The sequence below is a fragment of the Pseudomonas sp. R11F genome (assembly GCF_050312575.1).
Classification (GTDB): domain Bacteria; phylum Pseudomonadota; class Gammaproteobacteria; order Pseudomonadales; family Pseudomonadaceae; genus Aquipseudomonas; species Aquipseudomonas palleroniana.
The window spans coordinates 1-23,750 of record NZ_JBNPJU010000008.1 but is presented as its reverse complement, the minus strand read 5'-3'; the positions used below and the strand labels follow the sequence as shown (position 1 = coordinate 23,750).

The following is a 23,750-nucleotide window of genomic DNA, read 5'->3' as shown; positions in this document are numbered from 1 at the left end:
GCGCTCGAGATCTACCTGGAAGAACGCGGTGCCTGGATTAGGGCGGCTGCGCCCCCCAGCGCGGGGCAAGCCCGCTCACTACAAGGCGTACGATCAGTAGCCGACGGTGAAGCGCTGGCGGGAGTGCTTCGGTGACTCAACTTCGTCGATCAACGCGATCGCAAAGTCAGCGAAGCTGATCCAACTGCGGCCTTCGCTGCTCACCAGCAAATCATCCTGGCCCAAACGGAATTTCCCGGTGCGCTCGGTTTCCACGAACTCCGCCGATGGCGACAGGAATGTCCAGTCCAGTTCCTTCTCCTGACGCAGCGTATCGAGAAACTCCGCGCCCGCACTGGCTTCCGCCTTGTATTCGGCAGGGAAGCCCGGGCTGTCGATCACACGGCTGCCACCTGGCAGCAGCAACGAACCGGCACCGCCCACCACCAGCAGGCGTTTCACCCCGGCCTTTTTCAACGGGCCGATCACCGCACTGGCGGGCAGGGTGGAAAAGTGTGCGGCACTGATCACCACATCATGGCCGCTCACGGCCTGTTGCAGGGCGTCGGCATCCAGGGCATCGACTTGCTTGGCGGTCACGCCTGGGCGTGCCGTCAGTTTGTCGGTATTACGGGCGATGGCGGTGACGGTATGCCCACGGCGCAGCGCTTCTTCCAGCAGTTGGCTACCGGCACGGCCGGTGGCACCAATGATTGCAATCTTGCTCATGACATTCTCCAGTACGGTCAGGGTTTAAAACCAATCACCACTTCATTTCGCCCTTGGCGACTTTGGCGCTCAGTTCCAGCGAACTTTCGTCGGCGAGGGTCGGGTAACGCTTCTTCATGGCTGCGATCAGGGCAGCGGAGTCCTTGGCCTTGGCGGTCTCGATATCGAAGGCTTTGATGTAGTCGGCGGTAAACGCCACGGATTTGAGCGATGGGCTGCCCAGGTAGTGGCCCGGAATCACCGTGCGCGGTTTCAGTTGTTCGATACGTTGCAGCGTTGCCAGCCAATCTTTGTGGGACTGCGCGCTCTGGGTGTCGGCCATCCACAGGTGGATGTTTTCGGCCACGACCACACCGCCGACGACGGCCTTGATCGACGGGATCCACACAAAGCTGCGATCCGGTTGCGGGCCGTCCAGGCCGACGATCTCCAGTTGCTCGCCTTCAAGGGTCAGGCTGTGGCCTTCAAGCACTTGCGGCACGAGGGTTTTGGCCGGTTTGTCGGCGCCCATTTTCGGGCCCCAGAAGTCCAGTTTGCCGGCCACGGTGGCCTTGATGTGGTCAACCACCGGTTGCGGTGCCAGTACCTTGGCGTCCGGGAACGCTGCGGTCAGGGTATCGAGGCCGAAGTAGTAGTCCGGGTCGCCGTGGCTGATGTAGATGGTGGTCAGGTGTTTGCCGCTGGCGCGGATTTTCTGCACCAGTTGCTCGGCCTGGCCTTTGCCGAATTGCGCATCCACCAGGATCGCGTCGTTGGCGCCGCTGACCAGCACCGAGCTGACCGGGAATATCGCGGCTTCGCCTGGGTTGTACACGTCGAGTTTCAGCTCTGTCGCTGCCGCGTGGGCTGAGAAGGCGAGGGCGGCGGTGGCCAGGGTCAGGCGTTTGAAGGTCGAGAACATCGGGCAGCTCCTGCCATCGGTAAGGGGTGTACAGAGCTTAGTTGCACCAAACGCAACAAAAAATGCGATGCTTGGACATAGTTTGTTTCTAAAATCGGGCAAATCATGGATCGTCTTCAAGCAATGCGTGTGTTTGTGACAGTGGTCGACTTGGGCAGTCAATCGGCCGCCGCCGACCATCTGGATCTGTCGCGTCCGGTGGTCTCGCGCTATTTGGCCGAGCTGGAAGACTGGGTCGGTGCGCGCCTGCTGCACCGCACCACGCGCAAGCTGAGCCTGACCGCCGCCGGTATCGAAACGCTGCCTCGGTGCCGCCAGATGCTGGAGTTGTGCAACGACATGCAGGCTGCCGTCAGTGAGCCGGACGAAGCGCCGCGTGGCCAGTTGCGGCTCAGTGTCAGTAGTTCGTTCGGCCAGGCACAGTTGGCGGATGCCGTGGCCGAGTACGTCAAGCAGTACCCGTTAGTGAGTATCGACCTGCAAATGCTTGATCGTACGGTGAACTTGGTGGATGAACGTATCGACCTGGCCATTCGCACCAGTCTCGAACTGGACCCCAGCCTGATCGCCCGCAAGCTGACGCTCTGCCGTTCGGTCATCTGCGCCTCGCCAGCATATCTGCGCGAACATCCACACCCTCGTCAGGTGCAAGACCTGGTGCAGCACAATTGCCTGACGCACTCTTACTTCGGCAAAAGTCTCTGGCACTTCACCGAGAATGCAGAACCGGTGTCGGTGGCAGTGCAAGGCAATATCACCGCCAATGAGGCAACGACATTGTTACGGGTGACATTGGCAGGGGCTGGTGTGGCGCGGCTGCCCAGCTATCAGGCGGGGGACTACATCCGTAGTGGTGAACTGATCCGTTTGCTACCGGAGGCCGAGCCTCAGCAAATGAATGTTTATGCGGTGTATGCCTCGCGTAAACACATGTCCCTGGCGCTGCGTAGCCTGCTGGATTTCCTTGTGCTCAGGTTTCCGGAAGAGCCTTTGTGGGACAAAGGTCTTTGAGCGGATATAAACCGATTGAATGACGCCCGATAATGGCAAGTCGCTCCGGCTGACCTATGCTTAAAACAGCACTGTGTAGATCCGTTCAGAGGTCTGTGCCATGAGCATCAAAACCAGAAAGTACCTGATGATTTTCACCCTCAGCGCATTTGCCACTGCGCTGTACGGGACTGCCGCCTACCGCGTTGAACAGACACGCATGCAGCCGGCGGCATTCGCGATCGGTTGTCATCAGGACCAATGCGTTCCCCGCACCGGCAGTTTCAGCGCGCTCAGGTAGGCTGCCCGGCCTTCAATTGCTCGCGAAACGCCTTGGGTGAGAACCCGACCCGTCGGCGAAACAGCCGAGAGAAATTCGTCGGGTCGGAAAACCCCAACACCTCCGACATTTCATTGATGGTCATGCTGGTGTAGGTCAGCAGGCGCTTGGCTTCCAGCAACTGGCGGTCGTGCATGATCTGCAAGGCCGGTTGGCCGCCCAGCTCCCGACATGTCCCGTTCAGGTGCGAGACCGAGATGCCCAGCTTGTGAGCCAGGTCTTCGATCTTGGGATGCTCGCGGTAGTGCTGTTCGATCAACTGGGTGAAACGGCGAAAATACTCGCGGCCACGGGGCGGCCGTGGGTGGCGACGCTGAATGGCCTGGCGGCTGATCCACACCAGCAGCACGCTGACCAGGGCATGCATCATCATGTCCCGTGCCGGCTGCTCGTCGGCGTACTCGTCCTGCAAACGTGCGAACTGGCTGTTGAGGTAGTCGCTGTCCTTGCCGGCCGGATAATTGCCCAAGGTCTGCAGGCCGCCGGCCGTACTGCCCAACTGCGTCTGCAAGTGGCTGACCAGCGGTGCCGACAGTGTCACCACGTAGCCTTCCACATCTTCTGAAAACCGGAACCCGTGTACGCATAACGGCGGCAGCACCTGCAGCGTGGCTTCGTCGAGCGTGGTGTGCTGGCCTTCGATTTCCAGGTGCGCCTGGCCCTTGTGTACATAGAGCAACTGGCACAGATCCGCGTGCCGGTGGGGCTGGATCTCCCACTGGTATTCCCGACTCCTTCGGGAAATGGTTTCGCAGTGCAACAAATCGGGCGTAGGCCATTGCTGGCTTTCCCCATAAAGCTTGAAGACCGGAATCGCGGTTTTGGTCATGGTTTCAATCCGATACTCAGGACAGTGGTGCGGTAATCGCCCAAATTGGCAAAAAGCGCAGGTTTTGTAGCAGTTCTCACCTTCTTATGCTGCCCGCTCAAGTGAAAAATGTCAGCCACAAGACCAATGACAACTCTTTCACTTGATCAGTTCGGGTGAAGCCAGCAGGTGATAAGAATAATGAAAACGCTGAAGACTCAAGTCGCCATTATCGGCGCCGGTCCTTCCGGATTGCTGCTCGGCCAGCTGTTGCACAACGCCGGAATCCAAACCCTCATCCTAGAGCGCCAGAGCGCCGACTACGTGCAAGGCCGCATCCGCGCCGGGGTGCTGGAGCAGGGCATGGTCGACCTGCTGCGCGAAGCAGGCGTCAGCCGACGTATGGACGCCGAAGGGCTGGTGCATGATGGTTTCGAGCTGGCACTCGATGGCGAGTTGACCCACATCGACCTCAAGACCTTGACCGGCGGCCAATCGGTCATGATCTACGGCCAGACCGAGGTCACCCGCGACCTCATGGCTGCCCGCGCCGCTGCTGGCGCCGTGACGTTGTACGAAGCGTCCAATGTGCAGCCCCATGATCTGAAAACTGAGCGTCCCTGGGTGACCTTCGAGCACCAAGGCGAAACCTTTCGCCTGGAGTGCGACTACGTTGCCGGTTGTGACGGCTTCCACGGCGTGGCCCGGCAGTCGATCCCGGCCGAGTCGCTGAGTGTTTTCGAACGGGTCTACCCCTTCGGCTGGCTGGGTATCCTGGCCGACACGCCGCCGATTCATGCTGAACTGGTGTACGCCAAGCACGCGCGCGGCTTTGCCCTATGCAGCATGCGCTCCGCGACCCGCAGTCGCTATTACCTGCAAGTGCCGTTGGACGAGTCGCTGGAAGCCTGGCCGGACGAGCGCTTCTGGGACGAACTGAAAACCCGCCTGCCCGGCCCGCTTGCGCAACGGTTGGTCACCGGCCCGTCGATCGAGAAAAGCATCGCGCCCCTGCGCAGCTTCGTGGTGGAACCGATGCAGTACGGGCGCCTGTTCCTGCTCGGGGATGCCGCGCACATCGTGCCCCCCACCGGCGCCAAGGGCTTGAACCTGGCGGCCAGCGATGTGAGCACGCTGTATCGGATCTTGCTCAAGGTGTATCGCGAAGGGCGGGTGGACCTGTTGGAGAAGTATTCCGCGATCTGCTTGCGTCGCGTCTGGAAGGCCGAACGGTTTTCCTGGTGGATGACCTCAATGCTGCATCAGTTTCCGGAAGCGGACGGCTTCAGCCAGCGGATTGCACAGAGTGAGCTGGAATACTTCATCCACTCGCAGGCGGGGCGTCAAACCATCGCGGAAAATTACGTCGGACTTCCTTACGAAGCTATCGAGTAGCCTGCTATCGTATCGAGCATTCCCGCAGGCCTTTCCTGCCTCGCGGGCTCTGCTCGAAGGTTGCGCCGTGACTCACCTGAATCAGCCCGCCCCATCCGTCCCCGCCGTACGCAGTGTGCTTGTCGCCTTGATGATGGCGATTTTCCTTGGCGCACTGGACCAAACCATCGTCGCCGTATCGATGCCGGCCATCTCCGCGCAATTCCATGACGTCAACCTGCTGGCCTGGGTGATCTCCGGTTATATGGTCGCGATGACGGTGGCGGTGCCGATCTACGGCAAGCTCGGCGACCTGTACGGGCGGCGACCGATGATGCTGATCGGCATGGGCGTGTTCACCCTGGCCTCGCTGTTCTGTGGCATAGCGCAAAGCATGGAGCAACTGGTGCTGGCGCGGATTCTCCAGGGTATCGGCGCCGGTGGCATGATTTCCGTAAGCCAGGCGATTATCGGCGACATCATCCCGCCTCGTGAGCGCGGGCGTTACCAGGGCTATTTCAGCAGTATGTACGCGGTGGCCAGCGTGGCCGGTCCGGTGTTGGGCGGTTATATGACCGAGTATCTGTCCTGGCGCTGGGTGTTCCTGATCAACCTGCCCCTGGGTGCCGGTGCCTGGTATGTGGCCCATCGCACGCTGGTAGGGCTGCCGGTGCCGCAACGCAAACCGATCATCGACTACCTCGGCACCGTGCTGATGATCATCGGCCTGACCGCCTTGCTGCTGGGCATCACCGAAATCGGCCAGGGCCATCATTGGCGTGATGAGCAGGTATTGGGGTTGTTGGCCTGTGCGTGGGTGGCGCTGAGCGCGTTTGTGTGGCATGAACGCCGGGCGCGCGAGCCGTTATTGCCCATGCACCTGTTCGCCAACCGTAGCGCGGTGCTGTGCTGGTGCACGATTTTCTTCACCAGCTTCCAGGCGATTTCCCTGACGGTGTTGATGCCCCTGCGTTATCAGACGGTGACCGGCTCGGGTGCCGACAGCGCCGCCTTGCACCTGCTGCCGTTGGCCATGGGCTTGCCGATGGGCGCCTACTTTGCCGGGCGCATGACCTCGGTGACCGGCCGTTATAAACCGATGATTCTCACCGGCGCGCTGTTGAGCCCGTTCGCCATTCTGGGCATGGCCTACAGTGCACCGCAGGCGGTCGGGCTGACGGCGATTTTCATGCTGCTGTGCGGCATCGCTGCCGGCATGCAGTTCCCGACGTCCCTGGTCGGCACACAAAACTCCGTTGAGCAGCGTGACATTGGCGTCGCTACCAGCACTACCAACCTGTTCCGCTCATTGGGCGGGGCGGTGGGGGTGGCGTGTATGTCGGCGCTGCTGCTGGCGCTGTTGCAGGATTCCAGCTTTGCCCACCTGGCCAGCGGTGCGTTGGTTACCGAGGGCAGTTCCGGCAACGTGCTGCTCGACGGCCTGAACGCCGCGCCAGGCCCGGCGCAGGATGCCCTGCGCGGGGAGTTGGCGGTAACGTTCCGACATCTGCTGATGGTGAGTGCGGCGGTGTCGCTGCTGGGGTTGGCGGCGGCGATTGCAATGCCCAATCGCCTGCTGCGCGGGCGCGAAGACAAAGCTAGATAACTGAAAGAACGAAAAGCAACTGTGGGAGGGAGCAAGCCCCCTCCCACAGTTGATGGGTTTCAAGCCTGATCAGGGGCTGTAGTACCCGACCGCCACCATGAAATGTCCGGTCTTGCGCAAGTACGCATGCTTGTTTTCCACCTTGTCGGTGACCGGGTTTTTCCAGCGGTATTTGTATTCACTCTGGTCCTGTTGGGTCATCAGATGCAGGATAGGCTCGCCGACGGGCTTGCCGTCCGGGTCCCTGATCTTGCTGAAGTCGGTGTTGACCAGTCGCAGGTTGGTGCCGTGGGCCACATAGCGCCGGGTATCCAGGTCCACTACGAACACATACAGATCATCCTGCAGGAACCCACCTTGCAGTGAGTTGATGGCCTTGAGCGTACCGGCCTCATCCTTGACCAGCGCCTTCACCGCCTTGTCGCGCAGGGCTCGCGCTTGTTCCGGAGTCGCCCGCGGCAAGTAGTAACCCACCGCCAGGATGCGCTGGCCCACGCGCTGATAGAACACATGCTTGTGTTCGACCTTGCCATCGTTCCAGTTCTGCCAGCGGTAGTCGGCCTGTTGGATACCTTGGCCTTCGGGGGTGGCCAGCGCCTGTTTGAACGAGGCTTGCAGGTCCGGGCCGAGCTGTTCGGACACGTTGCGACCGATCAAGGCGGAAGACGGCCCGCCGCTGGCCAGCAGCACGCCCTGGGTGTCGACCACGAACACGTAGCGGTCGTGGTCGATAAACTCGCCCTGGCGGCTGAACGCGGCCAAGGCCTTGTCGCCGTTGCTCTGATAGTAAGCCAAGGCTTTTTCCAACAGGGCCTTGGCGGCCTGGGCATCGTCATTCGCAGTGGCTGTGTGCACCGGGCCGAAACACAACAGCAGCAGCCAGGTGAACCGGAGTAGTCCCTTCATTACCCATCCTCTTCTTATCAGTGTGACAAGAGCGTAGACGGCTGCGGCTCAGGGTGCCGCCAACCACTGGCTGACAATGCCTTCGTACTCCCCGGTGGCCACGCTCAGGTGCAGCCATTGGTCGACGTAACTTTTCCAGGCCACATCATCCCGGGGCAGCAGGAAGGCTTTTTCGCTGTACTGCATCTGCCGCTCCGGGTTGACCGCGCACAGCCCGGGCTTCTGTTTTTGCTGGTAGCGCGCTTCGCTGGCGTCGGTAATCATCACGTCGGCCTTGCCCGCCAGCAGTTCGTCGAAGATCGTCACATTGTCATGCAGGCGGATCTGCGCCTGGCCCAGATGGGCGCGGGCGAACACTTCATTGGTGCCGCCGGCCGGCTCGATCACCCGCACCTGCGGCTGGTTGATCTGCTCGACGCTCTGGTAGCGTTGCACATCGGCGCAGCGCACCAACGGGATCTTGCCGTCGACGCCCAGCGGTTGGCTGAAGAAGGCTTTTTTCTGGCGCTCCAGCGACACGGAAATACCACCCACGGCGATGTCGCAACGTTGAGCCAGGAAGTCCGGCATCAGGCTTTTCCAGGTGGTGGGTACCCAGTGGATCTTGGCGTTGAGGCTCTTGGCCAAGGATTCGGCCATGGCAATGTCGATGCCTTCATAACGGCCATCGGCGCGCAAAGCGGAGTAGGGCTTGTAGTCGCCGGTGGTGCACACGGTCAGCGTCCCGCGTTGAAGCACATCGTCCAGGCGCGAATCAGCCAGGGCGTAGGAGGTCAGACTTGCCAATAAACAGAAGGCCAGCGGAGCTTTCATGCGGTCGAGTCCTTGGGGCATGGGCGGGGCGGTCATTATTTCCAGCGGGCCCTGGGATGGCAAATGTTTAGCCGAGCCGCAACCACACTCCGCCAACCCTGAATTGAACACCGGTTGTGCGCATGTGACGCTGGCCGGCATCTACCTCACTGTGATCCGTACATGGATGGTTCCCCCGACACCCACCCCGAGATATCGCCCTGCGCTTTAGTGCCGAGCGGTTCGACGGTCGTCGAGGCGCTGCCGTCCGAACTGGCTTTCTGGGCGCTGTTCCATTGCCGTCACGCCCGCCCACCGGATACCTCCCTCCTACGTTGATTCGCCCCATGGATGACGCGCACCTGTGCGCATCTGCCCGGCGGCGCCTGTGCGCCTGCCTGATACAAACGTATGAGAATTGTCATGAGTGTTTTTGCCAGCCTGCACGAAGCCCAAGCGTTCCTTGAACATAACCCGGACATCGAGATGTTCGAGCTGTTTATCCTCGACAACAACGGTGTACCGCGCGGCAAGTTGCTGCACCGCGATGAACTGCTGGCGGTGTACCAAAGCGGCCGGCCGCTGCCCAGTACCATCCTTGGCCTGACCATCAACGGTGATGACGTGGAAAACTCCGGGTTGGTGTGGGATGTCGGTGATATCGACTGCCGCGCCTACCCGGTCAGCGGCAGCTTGCAGCGGATGCCATGGCGGCTGATCCCGACGGCGGCGGTGCAAGTCAGCATGCACCCCACCGAAGGCTTGCCGGCCACCGTGGCCGACCCCCGGCATTTGCTGGCCAAGGTTATCGAGGGGTTGAACGCCGATGGTTACTACCCGGTGATGGCGGCGGAACTGGAGTTCTACCTGCTCGACCAGAAGCCCGACCGCAACGGGCGCCCGCAACCGGCGCGAGATGCGGATGGCAGTCGCCCACGCTCGACCCAGGTGTATGGCCTGCGCGAGCTGGAGCAGATCGAGCCGTTTCTCGCCGACCTCTACAGTGCCTGCAAAGTGCAAGGCATCCCGGCGCGTACGGCGATCTCCGAATATGCCCCAGGCCAGGTGGAAATCACCCTGGAACATCGCGCCGATGCGCTGCAAGCCATGGACGAAGCGGTGCGCTACAAACGCCTGGTCAAGGGCGTGGCTCACCGACACGGCATGACCGCCTGCTTCATGGCCAAGCCGTTCGACGACCTGGCGGGCACCGGCATGCACATGCACGTCAGCCTGGCAGACGCCCAGGGTCACAACCTGTTTGCCAGCGACACCGCCGACGGCACACCGCTGCTGCGCCAGGCGGTGGGCGGCATGCTCGGCACCTTGCTCGACTCGCTGCTGATGTTCTGCCCCAACGCCAACTCCTACCGTCGCTTCCAGACCAACAGCTACGCGCCGCTGGCCGCCACCTGGGGGGTGGACAACCGCACTGTCAGCCTGCGCATCCCTGGCGGCCCGGCGAACTCGCGGCATATCGAGCACCGCATCTGCGGCGCCGATGCCAACCCTTACCTGGCTGCCGCCGCGATTCTGGCCGGTATCCATCGGGGCATCCGCGAACAATGCGACCCCGGCCCTGCGGTGCAAGGTAATGGCTACGCCCAGGCCACGGCGCTCCTGCCCACCGACTGGCTCACCACTCTGCGTGCAATGGAGGCTTCAACCTGGGCACAGGAGGCTTTCGGCCGTGAGTTCCTCGGGGTGTTCCTGGCGGTCAAGCGCGCCGAATATCGTCAGTTCATGGGGGAGGTGGGTGAGCAGGATTGGCGCTGGTACCTGAACCAGGCCTGAAGGGCGTTGTAGTCGTGACGGTTTCGACCTTTTTTTCACGTTGCGATGGTTAAGCTGTGAATCAAGGACGCTTACTACCGTTTCGCTTACATGAGCCCGCGATGTCGCCACATTCACCATCCTCCATCGAGATCGAATTCACCGAGCGCTGTGACCGTGAACATGCCCGGGTGTGCGGTGACACCCGTCCGCCAAGGCTGTTGCAGCGCCTGGCCGCGTGGCGGACTGCGCGGCTGGTGCGCCATGCGTTGAGCGTGGCTGGCGAGCCGGGGCTGATCCTCGACCTGGCCTGCGGCTCGGGGCGGTTCTGGCCGGTGCTGGGCGAACACGTCAACCGGGTGATCCTGGCCTCGGACAACTCCCAGGCCATGCTCGATCACGCCCGCACCCATCATCCGGCGACGTTGCTCAAGCGGATCAAGACCTTCCAGGGGTCAGCGTTTTCCATTGGCTTGTCGGCGAATGCGGTGGACTGCATTTTCTGCCTGGAATTGTTTCGCCACGTCCACGACAGCGAGGTGCGCCTGGCCTTGCTGCACGAGTTTCATCGGGTCAGCCGTGACACGGTGATCGTCTCGGTGAGCGCGCGCGCGCCGGTGGAAGGCGAATTCCGCCAGGCTGGTTTCAAGGTCCTGAATTACCAGGAATTCCTCCCAGGCTCCCAGTTATGGCGGGTCTACGTTCTGCGTAAGAGAGGATAAGTCCCGCTCGTCGGACTATTCTCCATTTCTTGTCGGAGTTTTCATGATCGTGTGTGCACTGCGAATGCTCGCAAGCCCCTTTCGCGATATATACTGCGCGCCATTCTTCAAGGGAGAGCCGTGTGGCCATCGATATTCACTGGATCTGCGACAACGATAGCCTCGGCCAGCATTGCGCCGAATGGCAGCAGTTGCCATTCGTTGCCCTCGATACCGAATTCATGCGGGTCGACACTTTTTATCCCATTGCCGGGCTGATCCAGATTGGTGATGGCGTCCGCGCTTACTTGATCGACCCCCTGACCATCGACAACTGGCAACCGTTGGCCGCCTTGCTGGAAAACCCAGCGGTGATCAAGGTGGTGCATGCCTGCAGCGAAGACCTCGAAGTGCTGTTGCGCCTGACCGGCAGCCTGCCGGTGCCGTTGTTCGACACCCAATTGGCCGCGGCCTACCTGAACCTTGGTTTTTCCATGGGCTACTCGCGCCTGGTGCACGCCGTGCTCGATATCGAGTTGCCCAAGGGCGAGACCCGCTCGGACTGGCTGCAGCGGCCATTGTCCGAGACCCAAGTGAGCTACGCCGCCGAAGACGCCGTGCACCTGGCCGAGGTCTACACGCGCCTGCGCCCGCAACTGTCTGCCGACAAGTACGCCTGGGTGCTGGAAGACGGCGCCGAACTGGTGGCCAACCTGCGCCGCGAAGTCGACCCGTACGAGGTGTACCGCGAGGCCAAGCTGGCGTGGAAACTGTCCCGCGCCCAACTGGCGGTCCTGCGCGAACTGTGCGCCTGGCGTGAACAGCAGGCCCGCGCCCGTGACCTGCCGCGCAACCGCATCATTCGCGAACATTCGTTATGGCCCCTGGCCAAAACCCAGCCGGATAACCTCGCCGCCCTAGGCAAGATCGAAGACATGCACCCGCGCACCGTGCGTCAGGATGGCCAGTTCCTGCTGGACCTGATCAAACGTGCCGCTAGCGTGCCCGCGGACCAATGGCCGCCTGCCGTTGCAGAACCCTTGCCGGTCGAGGCTGCCGCGCTGATCAAAGCACTGCGTGCCCAGGGCCAGGCGTTCGCCGAACGCCTGGAGATGGCGCCGGAACTGATGCTGCGCAAGAAAACCCTCGAAGCCCTGGTCAAGAGTGGCTACCCCGATGGGCCTTACCAATTGCCAGACTCGCTGCGTGGCTGGCGCCGCGAGTTGATGGGCCAGGCGCTGCTCGACAGCCTGGCCACTGCCGGAGAACAGCCTTGAAACGTATTTGCTCCATCTACCGCAGCCCGAAACGTGCCGGCATGTACCTCTACGTACTCAAAAGCGATGCTTTGGAGCGCGTGCCCGAAGGCTTGGTCACGGTGTTCGGCAAGCCGGTGCACGCGTTCGACCTGGTGCTGACGCCCGAGCGCAAGCTGCAACAGGAAGACATCGTGCAAGTCCTGGAAAACCTCGACAAGCAGGGCTACCACCTGCAAATGCCGCCGGCCGAGGACGAGTACATCGAACACTTGCCCGAAGAGCTGCTGCGCCGCAACGACCCGGTGTAATCGATCAGTGCCCGGTTCAGGGCACCTTCTTCCATGGACTCGTATTAGTTGGCGGTGGCCGTAAGGATGCGGGCGGCCGTCTGCACTGTTTTTGAAAGGTTTGAACCATGCGTGTTCTGATTGCTGAACAGGATCACCCGCTCTACGCCCAACTGCTGCGCGCAGCGGCTCCGGACCTTGAAGTATTGACCAGCGGCGATTCCGCCGAACTGTCGCGCCTGGCCGCCGATTGCCCGGTGTGGCTGGGCCAGCCGGACCTGCTGGCGACCCTGTTGCGTCAGGGCCACCAGCCGCAATGGTTGCAATCGACCTGGGCGGGTATCACGCCGCTACTGGCCGAAGGCTTGCCGCGCAACTATCGCCTGACCCGTGCGGTCGGCATCTTTGGCCAGGTCATGGCCGAGTTTGTACTCACCTACATGCTGGGCCATGAGCGTGAAGTGCTGGCGCGGCTGGTCAGCCAGGTCGAGCGCAAATGGGACAACCGCCTGGGCCAGAGCCTGGCGGGGCGCAAAGTGCTGGTAGTCGGTACCGGCGATATCGGCCAGAGCGTGGCAGAGTTTCTGTTGCCGTTTGGCGTCGAGCTCTACGGTATCGCCAGCAGCGCACGTGAGCAGGCGCCATTTATTGAAGTGGCCGCGCTCGATCAATTGGGCCGGTTGGTGGGGGAGGTGGACTACGTGGTCAACCTGCTGCCCAACACGCCCGACACCCATGACCTGTACGACGCGGCGCTGTTCAAGCAATTCAAGCCGACCGCGTTGTTCATCAATGTCGGGCGCGGCGTGGCGGTGGTCGATGCCGATCTGGTCGAGGCGTTGAAAGAAGGGCACCTGGCCGGCGCGGTGATCGACGTGTGCCGCCAGGAACCGTTGCCGCAGCGCCACCCGTTCTGGACCGCCTGGGGCCTGCTGCTGACCGGGCACAGTTCGGCGCCGACGTCGCCTGCGAAGATGGTGGCGTTGTTTGTGCAGAACCTGCGGGCGTATCAGGCCAAGCAGGCGTTGCGCGGGGAAGTGGATTTCGCGCGCGGTTACTGACTGCACTCGGAACACATTGTGGGAGGGGGCCTGCTCCCGATGGCCTGCGTAGCAGGCCCATTTTTGAGGCCGCTGCGCGGCCTATCGGGAGCAAGCCGAATCGTCGCACCGCCCCTCCCACAGTGACCGCGTTAATCTTTAACTGACTGGCATCAGGGTTTGCCCCTTCCACATAGCGTCAGAGGCTGAAGTCACCCTCGCAGATCAGCTCGCTCAACGGCCGGCGCGAGCTCGGCGCTTCACGGCCTTGCAGGTATTCAGGCAAGGTCGATTTATCGCCCAGTTTGCCCACGGCCACGGCGGCGTGCAGCGCATAACCTTGCGGAATCTTCAGCTCCTTGCGCGTCAGTTCCTGATCGAAGCCGGCCATGCCGTGGGTGTGCCAGCCGGCGAGGCTGGCTTGCAGGGCCAGGTGACCCCAGGCAGAACCGGTGTCAAAGGTGTGCCACAGTGCCGGGGTTTCTTCGCTGGCGCCGGGGGCGATGAAGTCGGTTTTCGAGGCGATGATCACCAAGGCCGACGCGTGCTGTGCCCAGCCCCGGTTGAATTCATTGAGCAGGCTCAGGAAGCGCTCCCAGTTCGGCGTGTCGCGACGCGCATACAGGAAGCGCCACGGCTGTGAGTTGTAGGCCGACGGTGCCCAGCGTGCGGCTTCGAAAAAGCTCAGCAGCGTCTCTTGCGGAATGCTTTCGCCGGTAAAGGCCCGGGGCGACCAGCGGTCGGTGAATTGGGTGTGAATCGGGTAGTCGGCAACACGGCTCATGGGCAAGTTCCTGATCGTCAATTCGGTGCTCAAAGCTACTGCGCGGCGACTAGACTGACAAGTCTGGTCGCACCGCCAGTCGTAAGCGCTTGGCCCCAAGGGGCTTGGGCACTAGACTGGCGGCCTTTTCACCTGATGATGTTGATGTAGAGCCATGGCCGCCAAAGTCGAACCTTTCTGGATACGCAAAACCCTTGAACACCTCGACCAGGAGGAGTGGGAGTCGTTGTGCGACGGCTGTGGCCTGTGCTGCCTGCAAAAGCTCGAGGATGAAGACGACAACAGTGTTTATTACACGCGTATCGCCTGCAAACTCCTCGACCTGAAAACCTGCCAGTGCACCGACTACCCGAACCGTCGCGCCTCGGTGCCTGATTGCATCCAGCTCACGCCGGGCCAGGCTGATCAGTTCAAATGGCTGCCGCCGACCTGCGCCTACCGCCTGGTCAGCGAGCGCAAAGACCTGCCGCTGTGGCACCACCTGGTCTGCGGTGACCGCGATGCGGTCCATCACGAACGCATTTCCCAGTCCGGGCGCATGCTCAGCGAAGGCAGCGTGCCCGAAGACGACTGGGAGGATTACCTGATCTTCCGTGCCGGTTGACCAAGGAGTGTGTATGCGGGGGGGAACCAAGCTGGCGGCAAGCCTGGTGTTGCTGGCGCTGAGCATGTCGGCGTGGTGTGCGAACAAAGTCGACCTGGATTATCACGTCAAGTTGCTGCCCCAGAGCGATCAGGCCGAAGTGCGCGTGAGCCTGTCCCAAGGCTCGGCGGTGCGCAGCCTCAACCTGGACCTGGGGCGCGCGGGCGATTACAGCGATTTCAAGGCCGACGGTCAGTGGACCGTCACCGGCAGCCGCGGCCTCTGGCAGCCCAGTGCCGACAAGTCCAGCCTGACCTACCGCGTGCGCCTTACCCATGCCCGCAAGCCCGGTGTCTATGAAACACGGATGACGCCCAACTGGGCGCTGCTGCGCGGTGAAGACCTGGTGCCAACCGCTCGGCTCGACCAACAGGACGGAACCGAGTTGGTTTCGCGCCTGGTGTTCGAATTGCCCTCCGGTTGGAAGAGCATCGAAACCGCCTGGCCGCGCATCGGTAAAAACAAATTTCGCGTCGATAACGTCTCCCGCCTGTTCGACCGCCCCACCGGCTGGATGCTCGCCGGCACCCTCGGCAGCCGTCGCATACGCCTGGGTGCAACCGAAGTCACCGTGGCCTCGCCCAAGGGCCAGGGCATGCGCCGCATGGATGTTTTGACGCTGCTGACATTCGTCTGGCCGCAAGTGGAAGCGGCGTTTCCGCGCCATCCAGCGAAACTGTTGATCGTGGGCGCCAACGACCCGATGCGCCGGGGCGTGGTGGCATCGCGCGATTCGATCTACCTCAGCAGCCGCACGCCACTGGTCAGCGAAAACGGCAGCAGCCCGCTGATCCGCGAAGTGGTGCAGGCCATCGGCCGCTTCAATGATCACGACAGCAGCGATTGGATTCGCGAGGGCCTGGGCGAGTATTACGCGATCGAGCTGATGCGGCGCGCCGGAGGTATCACCGATGAGCGCTACGCGGCCATACAGGCGCGGTTGGGCAAGGACGGCAAGGGCGTCAGCACATTGCGCGGCGAGCACATCAGCGCCGGGGCGGTGGCCCAGGCGGTGCTGCTGTTGCAGGAGCTCGACCGCGAAATCCGCGTGAAAACCCACAACAAGCGTTCGCTGGACGATCTGGCACAAGCGGTCATGCGGGTGAACAGCATCACCACTGCGCAGTTCGTGCAATTGGCTGAAAGTGTGATCGGCGAGTCGTCGGTGGTGCTGGAGACCAAGCTGTTGCGTTGATCCCCAGTCATGTACCGATCAAAGTGTGGAAGGGGGCGGCGATTAACCAGCAGTCTTGGTGGCTTTTTCTGCGGCGACTTCCGCCTTGGTCTTGAGGTTCTTCAACTCTTGGCCGGCACGCTCGATCTTCGTGCGCACGCTGTTCATTTCCTGGCGACCCTGCTCCAGCTTGTCCTTGAGCGAGCTGTGCCCGGTAAAACCACGGGCCAGCGCCACGCCGCCGATTGCCACTTGGATCAAGCCGAAAATCCCGCCACGGCGCAGGCCTTTGCCGACCATCATCACGCCGCCGGCCACCGAGCCGATACGTTCCCAGCCGTGCACGTTCTGGGTGGGCTGTGTGTCGAGTGGGGCGTGTTCGATAGCCGGTCGCAGGTATTTGCTGTCGCTCATGATCTCTCTCCAACAAGGGCAAGTGTAAATAGCTGACTGTTTGCACGCGCCGGATGTTCCCGGAAAATTAATACTTGGGGCCTGAACGGGTGTTGTTGCCCTTGGCCAGGCGATCGTAGAGCACCACGTTGACCGTGGCGGCGAGGTTCATGCAGCCGGTAGTCGGGATGTACACCACGTCCTCACACCAGTCACGAATCTCTTTGTCGAGGGAGCCGTCTTCGGGGCCGAAGATGTACAGCGCGCGGTCGGGGTGAGTATATTCGGGCAGCGGGCGGGCGCCTTCCACCAGTTCCACGGCGACCGGGATACAGCCCAGGGGCAGGATCTTTTTCAGGTCATCGATGCCGATCAGGGGAATGTCGTGGTGGACCTTCTTGGTATCGGTGATGAAGTCCCGGGCGCGCTCGTAACGCACGCCGGTGTAGAACACCGAGGCCACGCCGTAGCAGCCGGCGGCACGCATCACCGAGCCGACGTTCTCGGGGGATTTGGGGTTATACAGACCGATGCAGCTGTAGCGTTTATTGCCCACGGGAAAGGGTGCCTTGCAGAAAAACCGCGATTATACGGCCTCGGCCTGCTGTAGTGCTTGGGCGATCGCTATCGGGAGCAAGCCCCCTCCCACATTTGATGGGGTGAATCCCGTCAAATGTGGGAGGGGCGGTGCGAAGATTCGACTTGCTCCCGATGAGGCCGGCATCGACAACCCCTATTTATCAGTCGTCCTTCTTCATCAACCCGGCCAACGCCGCAAACGGGTTATGGGTGGCCTTGGCAATGGTCGGGCTGCTGGTGGAGCCGTCGCCGAAGTACTGCTGGTCGGTGTAGCGCGAGTGTTCGTTGTCGTGGCAATACAGGCACAGCAGCTCCCAGTTGGAGCCATCCTGGGGGTTGTCATCATGGTTATGGTTGCGGTGGTGTACTGTCAGTTCACTCAAGCGTTTTCCGGAAAACTCCCGGGCGCAGCGGCCGCATACGTGTGGGTACATCTTCAAGGCTTTGTCGCGGTAGCCCATTTCCCGGTCGCGCTGGGCATCGGCGAGGATGCGATCCAGCTTGGCGGTGTGGGAGGGCGGGTTGGTCGAGCTCATCATGGCTCCTGGCTATTTGCGGGTTCACGGATAGGGTTGATTCTAGCCGCTCGCGCTGTAAATGACTGCTTCACTTTACATACAAGGATCTGAAACTCATGCGTCTGCACTCATGGATTGTTGCGTTACTGCTGTGTGTCGTCACCGCCCAGGCCCAGGCGTTCTCCACGCCCAAGCCGGGGCAGGTGATCGAGGTGGCCCTCGGACAACTGCACCCGACCCAGGCTGTGGTGGGTTTTGACCAGATCTACTACAGCCTCGGCTTGTTCGCCGACAAGCCGGCCAAGGTCTTCGATGAGTACTGCGAGACCAATGGCCAGGGCGCCGCCGACAAAGTGCCGAAAAAGGCCGACCTGCACCAACCGAGCAGTTTCACCTGCAAGGACCCGGTGGGTGCCCATCCCGAAGACATGAAAACCGTGGTCGTCGGCCCGGCCGGTCAGTTGTACCTCACCGACGGTCACCATAGCTTCACCACCTTGTGGGAAGTGCCCGGCGGCGGTCCCAAGCTGAAAATGTGGGTCAAGGTCACCGATGATTTCAGCGGCAGCCCGGACATGGCCGCTTTCTGGCAGCGCATGCAGGCGTCGCGCAAGGTCTGGCTCAAGGACAACCAGGGCCAGGCGTTGTCGCCCGCGAAATTGCCGGCGCACCTGGGCTTCAAGAACCTGCAGGACGACACTTTCCGCAGCCTGGTGTATTTCACCCGCAAGGCCGCCTACGGCAAGCCGGACGATGGCGCCATCGCGCCGGAATTCCTGGAGTTCTACTGGGGCAACTGGCTGCGCACCCAGATCGACCTGGGCGCCTACAACCTGGACAAGAAGGGCGGCTACAAGGATGCCATTGAAGCGGTGGCCAAGCGTATGGTCAGCCTGGCACCGGGCTCACCGGTCGGTGACAGCGGTTTTACCGCACATCAACTGGGCGGCATGACCCAGCTGGACCGCAACGAGCTGGAAAAGACGTTCGACAAGAAAGTGCCGTACGTGATCGATTACCGCAAGTCCCTGAACTGACCCTCTGTGTTCAACCTTTGATTTTTTCCGCAATCCAGATGGTATGCCGGGTGCCCTTGTTGCCATGGGCAAAGACTTGCACTTCTTCGGCCTTGAACCCGGCCTTGCGCAGTTTGTCGCTGAACAGCCTGTCGGCGCTGGCCGACCACACGGCCAGCACGCCTTTGGGGCGCAGGGCCTTGGCGCAGGCGGCCAGGCCGGCGGCGGAATACAACCAGCTATTGGCCTTTTGCGTCAGGCCTTCGGGACCGTTGTCCACATCGAGCATGATCGCGTCAAAGCCCTGGGGCTCGGCTTGCAGCACCTTGGCCACGTCCTCCAGGCGGATCACCGTGCGCGGGTCCAGCAACGGGCGCCCGGACTTTTCCCCGAGCGGGCCGCGGTTCCACTCGACCACGCCCGGTACCAACTCCGCGACCACCACTTCGGCCGTCTTGCCCAGGTGCTTGAGGGCCGAGGCCAGGGTAAAGCCCATGCCCAGGCCGCCGATCAATACGCGTGAACCCGCACGGCCGGCGACCTTGCGGCAGGGAATTTCCGCCAGCGCATCCTCGGAGCCGTGCATGCGCGTATTCATCAACTGGCCGCCATCGCCCCCCTGAATCTTGATGACGAAATCCTCGCCATATTCGAACAGGCACAAGGCACCGCCGTTGTCGGGGATCGGGGTGGTGTCCAGCAGAACGAAACGTTTCATGGAAATCTCATTGAGAAGGGCATTCTTGCGCGGTTGGGAGTAGCCTTACGGTATTCCGGTCAGGCCATGGAGCCATCGATGAAGTGCAACATTCTAACGGCCATTGTGCTGGGCGCGCTCACATTGGGTACGGCGCAGGCGCAAGAGGCGCAAACCGTGCCGGTCGCACCCGCGCCAACCCCAGGTGCCCCGGGCACACCGACCCCCACGTTGTATCCGCAAGTCAGCCCGCCCGCCGCTCCCAAGGCCACTGTCAACGGCTCGCCCGCGCTGGAGCCGATTGTGTTGCCCACGCCGCCGAAAGACCAGACGGTGCCTGGCCTGCAACAGAGCGACAGCAAGCCAAAGACGCCCGGCGGTTAGGCCAACCCCAGGGCCTTGAACACAAAACCGTATTCAAGCGCCACGTCACGCAGTCCCTGGTAACGGCCACTCATGCCGCCATGGCCGGCGCCCAGTTCGGTCTTGAGCAGCAGCAGGTTGTCGTCCGTCTTGGTGTCACGCAGCTTGGCCACCCACTTGGCGGCTTCCCAGTACTGCACGCGGCTGTCGTTGTAGCCGGCGATCACCAAGGTGGCCGGGTAGGCTTGCGCGCTGACGTTTTCGTAAGGCGCGTAAGCCTTGAGGCGTGCGTAGACCTCGGGCTCTTCAGGGTTGCCCCACTCGTCATACTCGGTGATGGTCAATGGCAGCTCCGGGTCGAGCATGGTGTTGAGCACGTCGACGAACGGCACTTCGGCAATCGCCGCCTGGAACAGCTCCGGGCGCTGGTTGAGTACCGCGCCGATCAACAGGCCACCGGCGCTGCCGCCGCTGATCGCCAATTGTCTGGATGTGGTCAGGCCCTGGGCGATCAGGTGCTCGGCGCAGGCGATAAAGTCGCTGAAGGTATTCTGCTTGTGCGCCTGCTTGCCGTTGCGATACCAGGCTTCCCCCAGCTCGCCACCGCCGCGCACATGGGCAATGGCAAAGGCGACGCCACGGTCGAGCAGGCTCAGGCGCGCATGCGAAAACCACGGGTCCAGGCTCGAACCATAGGCGCCGTAGCCGTAGAGGTACAGCGGTGTGGTTTTACCGAGCTGGTCACGCTTGACCACCAGGCTGATCGGCACCTGGGTGCCGTCGACGGAGGTCGCCCACAGGCGCTGGCTGACGTAGTCATCGGCGTTGAATGCGCCGAGCACCGCGGTCTCCTTGAGCACTGTTTGCGCGCCTGTCGCCAGTTCGAGCTGACGGACCTGGGCCGGGCGATTCAAGGCTTCGTAGCGCAGGCGGATCTTGTCGCTGGAAAATTCCAGGCTGTTCTGTACGTAGAGGCTATAGGCAGCGTCGGGTAATTCCACGCGGTAAGTCGGCATACCCTGAGGGTGCACTTCGATCACCGGCAGGCCGCCGATGCGCAGGCTGAGGGTCATGGCGCCGGCGTTCAGGCTCACACCGTCGAGCATGACCTCGTCGCTGTGGGGGATCAGGTTCTGCCAGTCGGCCTCGTCGGGCACGCTGCCGGTGTCGGCGGCGACGAACAGCGCGTAGTTGATGCCGTCGCGGTTGCTGCGGATAAACCAGGTCCACTCGCCGTCACGCTGGCCGTGGTCGGCATCGTATTCATGGTCCTCGACCCGTGGGGCGAGGCAGGTGAAGTCCCGCTCTGGGTGGTCGGCGTCCAATGCCCAGGTCTCGCTGGTGGTCTTGCTGCCCAGGGCCAGCAGCAGCTGGCGCTCGGAGCTGGAGCGGTAGCAATGCAGGAAGAAACGTCCGTCGGGCTCGTGGAACACCTCCTGCGCCGCCGTACCGTCCAGGCGATAGCGATGCAGTTTGTGCGGGCGATGGGTATCGTCCAGTTCGCCGAAAAACAGGGTCAGGCTGTCATTGGCCCAGGTCATGCTGCCGTCGCAGTTTTCGAACTCCAGTTCGCTGACTTTGTCGGTGGCCAATTCCTTCACGTACAGGGTGTAGATCTCTTCACCGCTGGTATCCACGCTGTAGGCCAGGCGCTGATGGTCCGGGCTGATACTGAAGGCGCCGAGGGAGAAGAAACCACCCTTGGCCAGTGCGTTGGGATCAAGCAGCAGCTCTTCGCTGCTCTCATCCACTTGGTGGCTGTCATCCGCCGGGCGGCGGCAGCGATAGTGGCGAGCGTATTCGTCACCCGCGGTGGTCCGTGTGTAATACAGGTACGTTCCCCAGGGCGAGGGCAGGGACAGGTCGGTTTCCAGGATGCGCCCCTTGATTTCTTCGAACAGGGTTTCGCGCAGGGCTTTCTGGTCGGCGAGCTGTGCTTCCTGCCAGGCGTTTTCAGCCCTGAGGTAATCGAGTACTTCGGGGTTGTCACGCTCTTGCAGCCAGGCGTAAGGGTCTGGGCCTTGATCCTTGCGGGCAATCGGGGCGGTCGCTATAGGCATGGAATACTCTCCGTCTGGCGCAGGGTCGCAGGCATTGCAGCCGAGACGCGCAAAAGCCGTTATCATAGCCGCCTGTTTGCCTACCTTGCCATGGACACCATGACCGAGAACGACTATCTGATCGCTTGGGGCCTTTACGCCTTCGCCGCTTTGGGCTGCCTGTTGGTATGGTGGCGCCTGACCCGCTGGATCTGGCGTTGGCTGCGCGAGCCGCTGCAATTGCTGATGGCCGTGTTGCTGTTCAGCCCGACCATCGTCGACCCGGTCAAGACCCAGTTCGCCCCGGCGGTGGCCATCACCGCCATGGACCTGGTGCTCAAGGTCGGCAATAACGCCTGGCGGGCCATTTCCGATCTGTTCATGTACACGATGATCGCGTTTGCCGCGTATCTCGTGTTTGTGTTGATCCGCTGGCCCATCGAGCGCGCCGCCAATGCCCGTCGCGAGCGCAAGGCGGCGGTCGATGCCGCGTTGGCCGCCGAGCAGGACGACGAGGAACCCTTGCGCCGCCCGGCACCGGTCAGTGGTGTACGGGTCGAGCCGCGCCTTTGACGTCGTCCGCCCTGCAGCGAGAGCCCTGGCATGTGTGAATTGATGGGCATGAGTGCCAACGTCCCCACCGATATCGTATTCAGCTTTACCGGGCTGATGCAGCGCGGCGGACGCACCGGCCCCCACCGCGATGGCTGGGGCATTGCTTTCTATGAAGGCCGTGGCCTGCGCCTGTTCCAGGACCCGGCTGCCAGCAGTGAATCGGAAGTCGCCTTGCTGGTGCAGCGTTATCCCATCAAAAGTGAAGTGGTGATTGGTCATATTCGCCAGGCCAATGTGGGCAAGGTGTGCCTGTCCAATACCCACCCGTTCGTGCGCGAACTGTGGGGGCGCAACTGGTGTTTTGCGCACAACGGCCAGCTGGCGGACTTCAACCCCCGCGCCACGTTCTACCGGCCGGTGGGCGATACCGACAGCGAAGCGGCATTCTGCGACTTGCTCAACCGCGTGCGTGAGGCCTTCCCCGAACCTGTGGAGATCGAACAGGTCTTGCCGGACCTGATCGCCGCTTGTGCCGAATTCCGCAGCAAAGGCGTGTTCAATTGCCTGCTCAGTGACGGCGACTGGCTGTTTTGCTACTGCTCGACCAAACTGGCACAGATCACCCGGCGCGCCCCTTTCGGCCCGGCGCGCTTGAAGGATGTCGACGTGATCGTCGATTTTCAGGCCGAAACCACGCCCGATGACGTGGTCACGGTCATCGCCACCGAACCTTTGACCGATAACGAAAACTGGACCCGCTACGAACCGGGCCAATGGAGCCTGTGGCGACGCGGTGAATGCGTCAGCCAGGGTGTCACCGAGTAAGGATATCGACCATGTTGCTCAGTTATCTGCGGTTGGTACTGTTTGCCATTGGCTTGCTGGTCGGTGTGCAAGTACCGGGGTTTATCAACGACTATGCCAAGCGCGTCGAAGCTCACTTGATCGAAGCCCAGACCGGCCTGCGTGGCTTCGATGCCACCGCGCAACAGTTCTTCAACGGCGACTTGCAGGCATTGGTGGCGCATTACCGCGCCAGTGACGACCCGGTGTTCCGCAGCGATGCCAACAGCCTGGGCACCTTGCTCGACCGCCAGGTGGCGTTGGACAAGCAATTCCAGGCGATGCAAGGGCCGTGGTATATCCGCGCCCTGCAAGTGGCGGTAGCCGCCGACCCGGACATTCGTCGGGAAACCTGGAACGGCTACAGCTACCAGATCCTGCTCACGCCCGAAGCCATGGGCTGGGGGCTGGGTGGGGCAATGTTGTTGTCGTTCGGCTTGGAGTGCCTGTATCGCCTGATCGACTGGATCGTGCTGGGCGGCAAGCGCATGCGCCAGAGCCGGCCGATTGAAGAGCGCGACCTCAAGGGCCTCTGACATGATGCGGTAGGGAACGAGCTCTAATGCCAGTCAGTTAAATGGCGGATGTAGAACACATCATCTGTAGTGAGCGGGCTTGCCCCGCGCTGGGTGGCGCAGCCGCCCCAAACCCAGGCACCTCG

General features: G+C 62.0%; 27 protein-coding genes. 16 read left to right on the top strand and 11 right to left on the bottom strand.

Going from position 1 to position 23,750, the window contains the following annotated elements:
- Nucleotides 1-93 precede the first annotated feature (93 nt).
- Both ACQRBV_RS01750 and ACQRBV_RS01745 read right to left on the bottom strand, forming a co-directional pair.
- Nucleotides 94-708 carry an NAD(P)-dependent oxidoreductase gene (locus ACQRBV_RS01750; protein ID WP_411984487.1) on the bottom strand — a complete coding sequence of 205 codons (615 nt, stop codon included), beginning with the start codon at nt 706-708 and terminating at the stop codon, nt 94-96.
- 34 nt (nt 709-742) lie between these two features.
- Entirely contained in the window at nt 743-1,609 is an 867-nt protein-coding gene (locus ACQRBV_RS01745; protein ID WP_411984488.1) for an MBL fold metallo-hydrolase, read from the bottom strand.
- Between the two features lie 105 nt (nt 1,610-1,714).
- Between ACQRBV_RS01745 and ACQRBV_RS01740 the strand changes: the two genes are divergently transcribed.
- Together ACQRBV_RS01740 and ACQRBV_RS01735 are read left to right on the top strand one after the other, a co-directional pair.
- Nucleotides 1,715-2,620, top strand: a complete 906-nt coding sequence (locus ACQRBV_RS01740) for a LysR family transcriptional regulator (RefSeq protein ID WP_060753686.1) — start codon at nt 1,715-1,717, stop codon at nt 2,618-2,620.
- A 100-nt stretch (nt 2,621-2,720) separates the two neighbouring features.
- Nucleotides 2,721-2,900, top strand: coding sequence for a hypothetical protein (locus tag ACQRBV_RS01735; RefSeq protein WP_060753685.1), 180 nt, complete (start codon nt 2,721-2,723; stop codon nt 2,898-2,900).
- On the opposite strand, the gene ACQRBV_RS01730 is transcribed toward ACQRBV_RS01735, so the two are convergent.
- Nucleotides 2,893-3,768 (bottom strand): helix-turn-helix domain-containing protein, encoded by an 876-nt coding sequence (locus ACQRBV_RS01730; RefSeq protein WP_060753684.1) that lies wholly within the window; start codon nt 3,766-3,768, stop codon nt 2,893-2,895. The two genes, ACQRBV_RS01735 and ACQRBV_RS01730, sit on opposite strands and share 8 nt — an antisense overlap.
- 189 nt (nt 3,769-3,957) lie before the next feature.
- Here ACQRBV_RS01730 and pobA point away from each other — a divergent pair, with 189 nt between their 5' ends.
- On the top strand, nt 3,958-5,142 hold the full coding sequence (gene pobA, locus ACQRBV_RS01725; protein WP_411984593.1) for a 4-hydroxybenzoate 3-monooxygenase: 1,185 nt from the start codon (nt 3,958-3,960) through the stop codon (nt 5,140-5,142).
- Nucleotides 5,143-5,209: 67 nt separating this feature from the next.
- Nucleotides 5,210-6,727 (top strand): MDR family MFS transporter, encoded by a 1,518-nt coding sequence (locus ACQRBV_RS01720; RefSeq protein ID WP_411984489.1) that lies wholly within the window; start codon nt 5,210-5,212, stop codon nt 6,725-6,727.
- A 69-nt stretch (nt 6,728-6,796) separates the two neighbouring features.
- Here ACQRBV_RS01720 and ACQRBV_RS01715 read toward each other — a convergent pair whose 3' ends face one another.
- Nucleotides 6,797-7,633 carry a cache domain-containing protein gene (locus tag ACQRBV_RS01715; protein ID WP_411984490.1) on the bottom strand — a complete coding sequence of 279 codons (837 nt, stop codon included), beginning with the start codon at nt 7,631-7,633 and terminating at the stop codon, nt 6,797-6,799.
- A gap of 48 nt (nt 7,634-7,681) precedes the next feature.
- On the bottom strand, nt 7,682-8,446 hold the full coding sequence (locus tag ACQRBV_RS01710) for a transporter substrate-binding domain-containing protein (protein ID WP_060753105.1): 765 nt from the start codon (nt 8,444-8,446) through the stop codon (nt 7,682-7,684).
- 402 nt (nt 8,447-8,848) lie between these two features.
- Here ACQRBV_RS01710 and ACQRBV_RS01705 point away from each other — a divergent pair, with 402 nt between their 5' ends.
- The 5 genes from ACQRBV_RS01705 to ACQRBV_RS01685 all read left to right on the top strand — a co-directional run bounded on the left by ACQRBV_RS01705 (nt 8,849) and on the right by ACQRBV_RS01685 (nt 13,506).
- The gene (locus tag ACQRBV_RS01705; protein ID WP_411984491.1) at nt 8,849-10,219 is read left to right on the top strand and encodes a glutamine synthetase family protein; all 1,371 of its coding nucleotides are present in this window, start codon (nt 8,849-8,851) and stop codon (nt 10,217-10,219) included.
- A gap of 101 nt (nt 10,220-10,320) precedes the next feature.
- Nucleotides 10,321-10,920 (top strand): class I SAM-dependent methyltransferase, encoded by a 600-nt coding sequence (locus tag ACQRBV_RS01700; RefSeq protein WP_104995808.1) that lies wholly within the window; start codon nt 10,321-10,323, stop codon nt 10,918-10,920.
- Nucleotides 10,921-11,042: 122 nt separating this feature from the next.
- On the top strand, nt 11,043-12,176 hold the full coding sequence (gene rnd / locus ACQRBV_RS01695) for a ribonuclease D (RefSeq protein WP_090366191.1): 1,134 nt from the start codon (nt 11,043-11,045) through the stop codon (nt 12,174-12,176).
- Nucleotides 12,173-12,466, top strand: a complete 294-nt coding sequence (locus ACQRBV_RS01690) for a YcgL domain-containing protein (RefSeq protein WP_060753109.1) — start codon at nt 12,173-12,175, stop codon at nt 12,464-12,466. The genes rnd and ACQRBV_RS01690 overlap by 4 nt, the downstream gene beginning before the upstream one ends.
- 107 nt (nt 12,467-12,573) lie before the next feature.
- On the top strand, nt 12,574-13,506 hold the full coding sequence (locus tag ACQRBV_RS01685; protein ID WP_090366189.1) for a D-2-hydroxyacid dehydrogenase: 933 nt from the start codon (nt 12,574-12,576) through the stop codon (nt 13,504-13,506).
- A gap of 178 nt (nt 13,507-13,684) precedes the next feature.
- Here the strand turns inward: ACQRBV_RS01685 and ACQRBV_RS01680 are convergent, their stop codons facing one another.
- Nucleotides 13,685-14,269 carry a nitroreductase family protein gene (locus tag ACQRBV_RS01680; protein WP_060753111.1) on the bottom strand — a complete coding sequence of 195 codons (585 nt, stop codon included), beginning with the start codon at nt 14,267-14,269 and terminating at the stop codon, nt 13,685-13,687.
- 154 nt (nt 14,270-14,423) lie between these two features.
- Between ACQRBV_RS01680 and ACQRBV_RS01675 the strand changes: the two genes are divergently transcribed.
- A complete protein-coding gene (locus tag ACQRBV_RS01675; protein ID WP_060753112.1) occupies nt 14,424-14,873 on the top strand; it encodes a YcgN family cysteine cluster protein in 450 nt (149 codons plus the stop codon).
- A 13-nt stretch (nt 14,874-14,886) separates the two neighbouring features.
- The gene (locus ACQRBV_RS01670) at nt 14,887-16,107 is read left to right on the top strand and encodes a hypothetical protein (protein WP_161549691.1); all 1,221 of its coding nucleotides are present in this window, start codon (nt 14,887-14,889) and stop codon (nt 16,105-16,107) included.
- 42 nt (nt 16,108-16,149) lie between these two features.
- Here the strand turns inward: ACQRBV_RS01670 and ACQRBV_RS01665 are convergent, their stop codons facing one another.
- The 3 genes from ACQRBV_RS01665 to ACQRBV_RS01655 all read right to left on the bottom strand — a co-directional run bounded on the left by ACQRBV_RS01665 (nt 16,150) and on the right by ACQRBV_RS01655 (nt 17,594).
- Entirely contained in the window at nt 16,150-16,500 is a 351-nt protein-coding gene (locus tag ACQRBV_RS01665) for a YgaP family membrane protein (RefSeq protein WP_060753114.1), read from the bottom strand.
- A 67-nt stretch (nt 16,501-16,567) separates the two neighbouring features.
- Complete coding sequence (locus tag ACQRBV_RS01660) at nt 16,568-17,035, bottom strand: RNA methyltransferase (protein ID WP_003189607.1); 468 nt, start codon at nt 17,033-17,035, stop codon at nt 16,568-16,570.
- A 184-nt stretch (nt 17,036-17,219) separates the two neighbouring features.
- Complete coding sequence (locus ACQRBV_RS01655; protein ID WP_010212122.1) at nt 17,220-17,594, bottom strand: YajD family HNH nuclease; 375 nt, start codon at nt 17,592-17,594, stop codon at nt 17,220-17,222.
- A gap of 98 nt (nt 17,595-17,692) precedes the next feature.
- Between ACQRBV_RS01655 and ACQRBV_RS01650 the strand changes: the two genes are divergently transcribed.
- Nucleotides 17,693-18,613 (top strand): ParB/Srx family N-terminal domain-containing protein, encoded by a 921-nt coding sequence (locus tag ACQRBV_RS01650; protein ID WP_411984492.1) that lies wholly within the window; start codon nt 17,693-17,695, stop codon nt 18,611-18,613.
- A 10-nt stretch (nt 18,614-18,623) separates the two neighbouring features.
- Here the strand turns inward: ACQRBV_RS01650 and ACQRBV_RS01645 are convergent, their stop codons facing one another.
- Entirely contained in the window at nt 18,624-19,310 is a 687-nt protein-coding gene (locus tag ACQRBV_RS01645; RefSeq protein ID WP_060753117.1) for a hypothetical protein, read from the bottom strand.
- Nucleotides 19,311-19,388: 78 nt separating this feature from the next.
- Between ACQRBV_RS01645 and ACQRBV_RS01640 the strand changes: the two genes are divergently transcribed.
- A complete protein-coding gene (locus tag ACQRBV_RS01640; RefSeq protein WP_060753118.1) occupies nt 19,389-19,673 on the top strand; it encodes a hypothetical protein in 285 nt (94 codons plus the stop codon).
- On the opposite strand, the gene ACQRBV_RS01635 is transcribed toward ACQRBV_RS01640, so the two are convergent.
- Nucleotides 19,670-21,712: a S9 family peptidase gene (locus ACQRBV_RS01635; RefSeq protein ID WP_411984493.1), complete on the bottom strand. Its 2,043-nt coding sequence runs from the start codon at nt 21,710-21,712 to the stop codon at nt 19,670-19,672. The two genes, ACQRBV_RS01640 and ACQRBV_RS01635, sit on opposite strands and share 4 nt — an antisense overlap.
- Before the next feature lie 90 nt (nt 21,713-21,802).
- Here ACQRBV_RS01635 and ACQRBV_RS01630 point away from each other — a divergent pair, with 90 nt between their 5' ends.
- Genes ACQRBV_RS01630 through ACQRBV_RS01620 form a run of 3 tightly spaced genes read left to right on the top strand, consistent with a single transcriptional unit; the run spans nt 21,803 to nt 23,625 of the window.
- Entirely contained in the window at nt 21,803-22,264 is a 462-nt protein-coding gene (locus ACQRBV_RS01630) for an MFS transporter (protein WP_411984494.1), read from the top strand.
- 30 nt (nt 22,265-22,294) lie between these two features.
- Entirely contained in the window at nt 22,295-23,071 is a 777-nt protein-coding gene (locus ACQRBV_RS01625; RefSeq protein WP_411984495.1) for a class II glutamine amidotransferase, read from the top strand.
- 11 nt (nt 23,072-23,082) lie between these two features.
- Nucleotides 23,083-23,625 carry a DUF2937 family protein gene (locus tag ACQRBV_RS01620; RefSeq protein ID WP_060753122.1) on the top strand — a complete coding sequence of 181 codons (543 nt, stop codon included), beginning with the start codon at nt 23,083-23,085 and terminating at the stop codon, nt 23,623-23,625.
- The last annotated feature ends 125 nt before the right edge of the window (nt 23,626-23,750 follow it).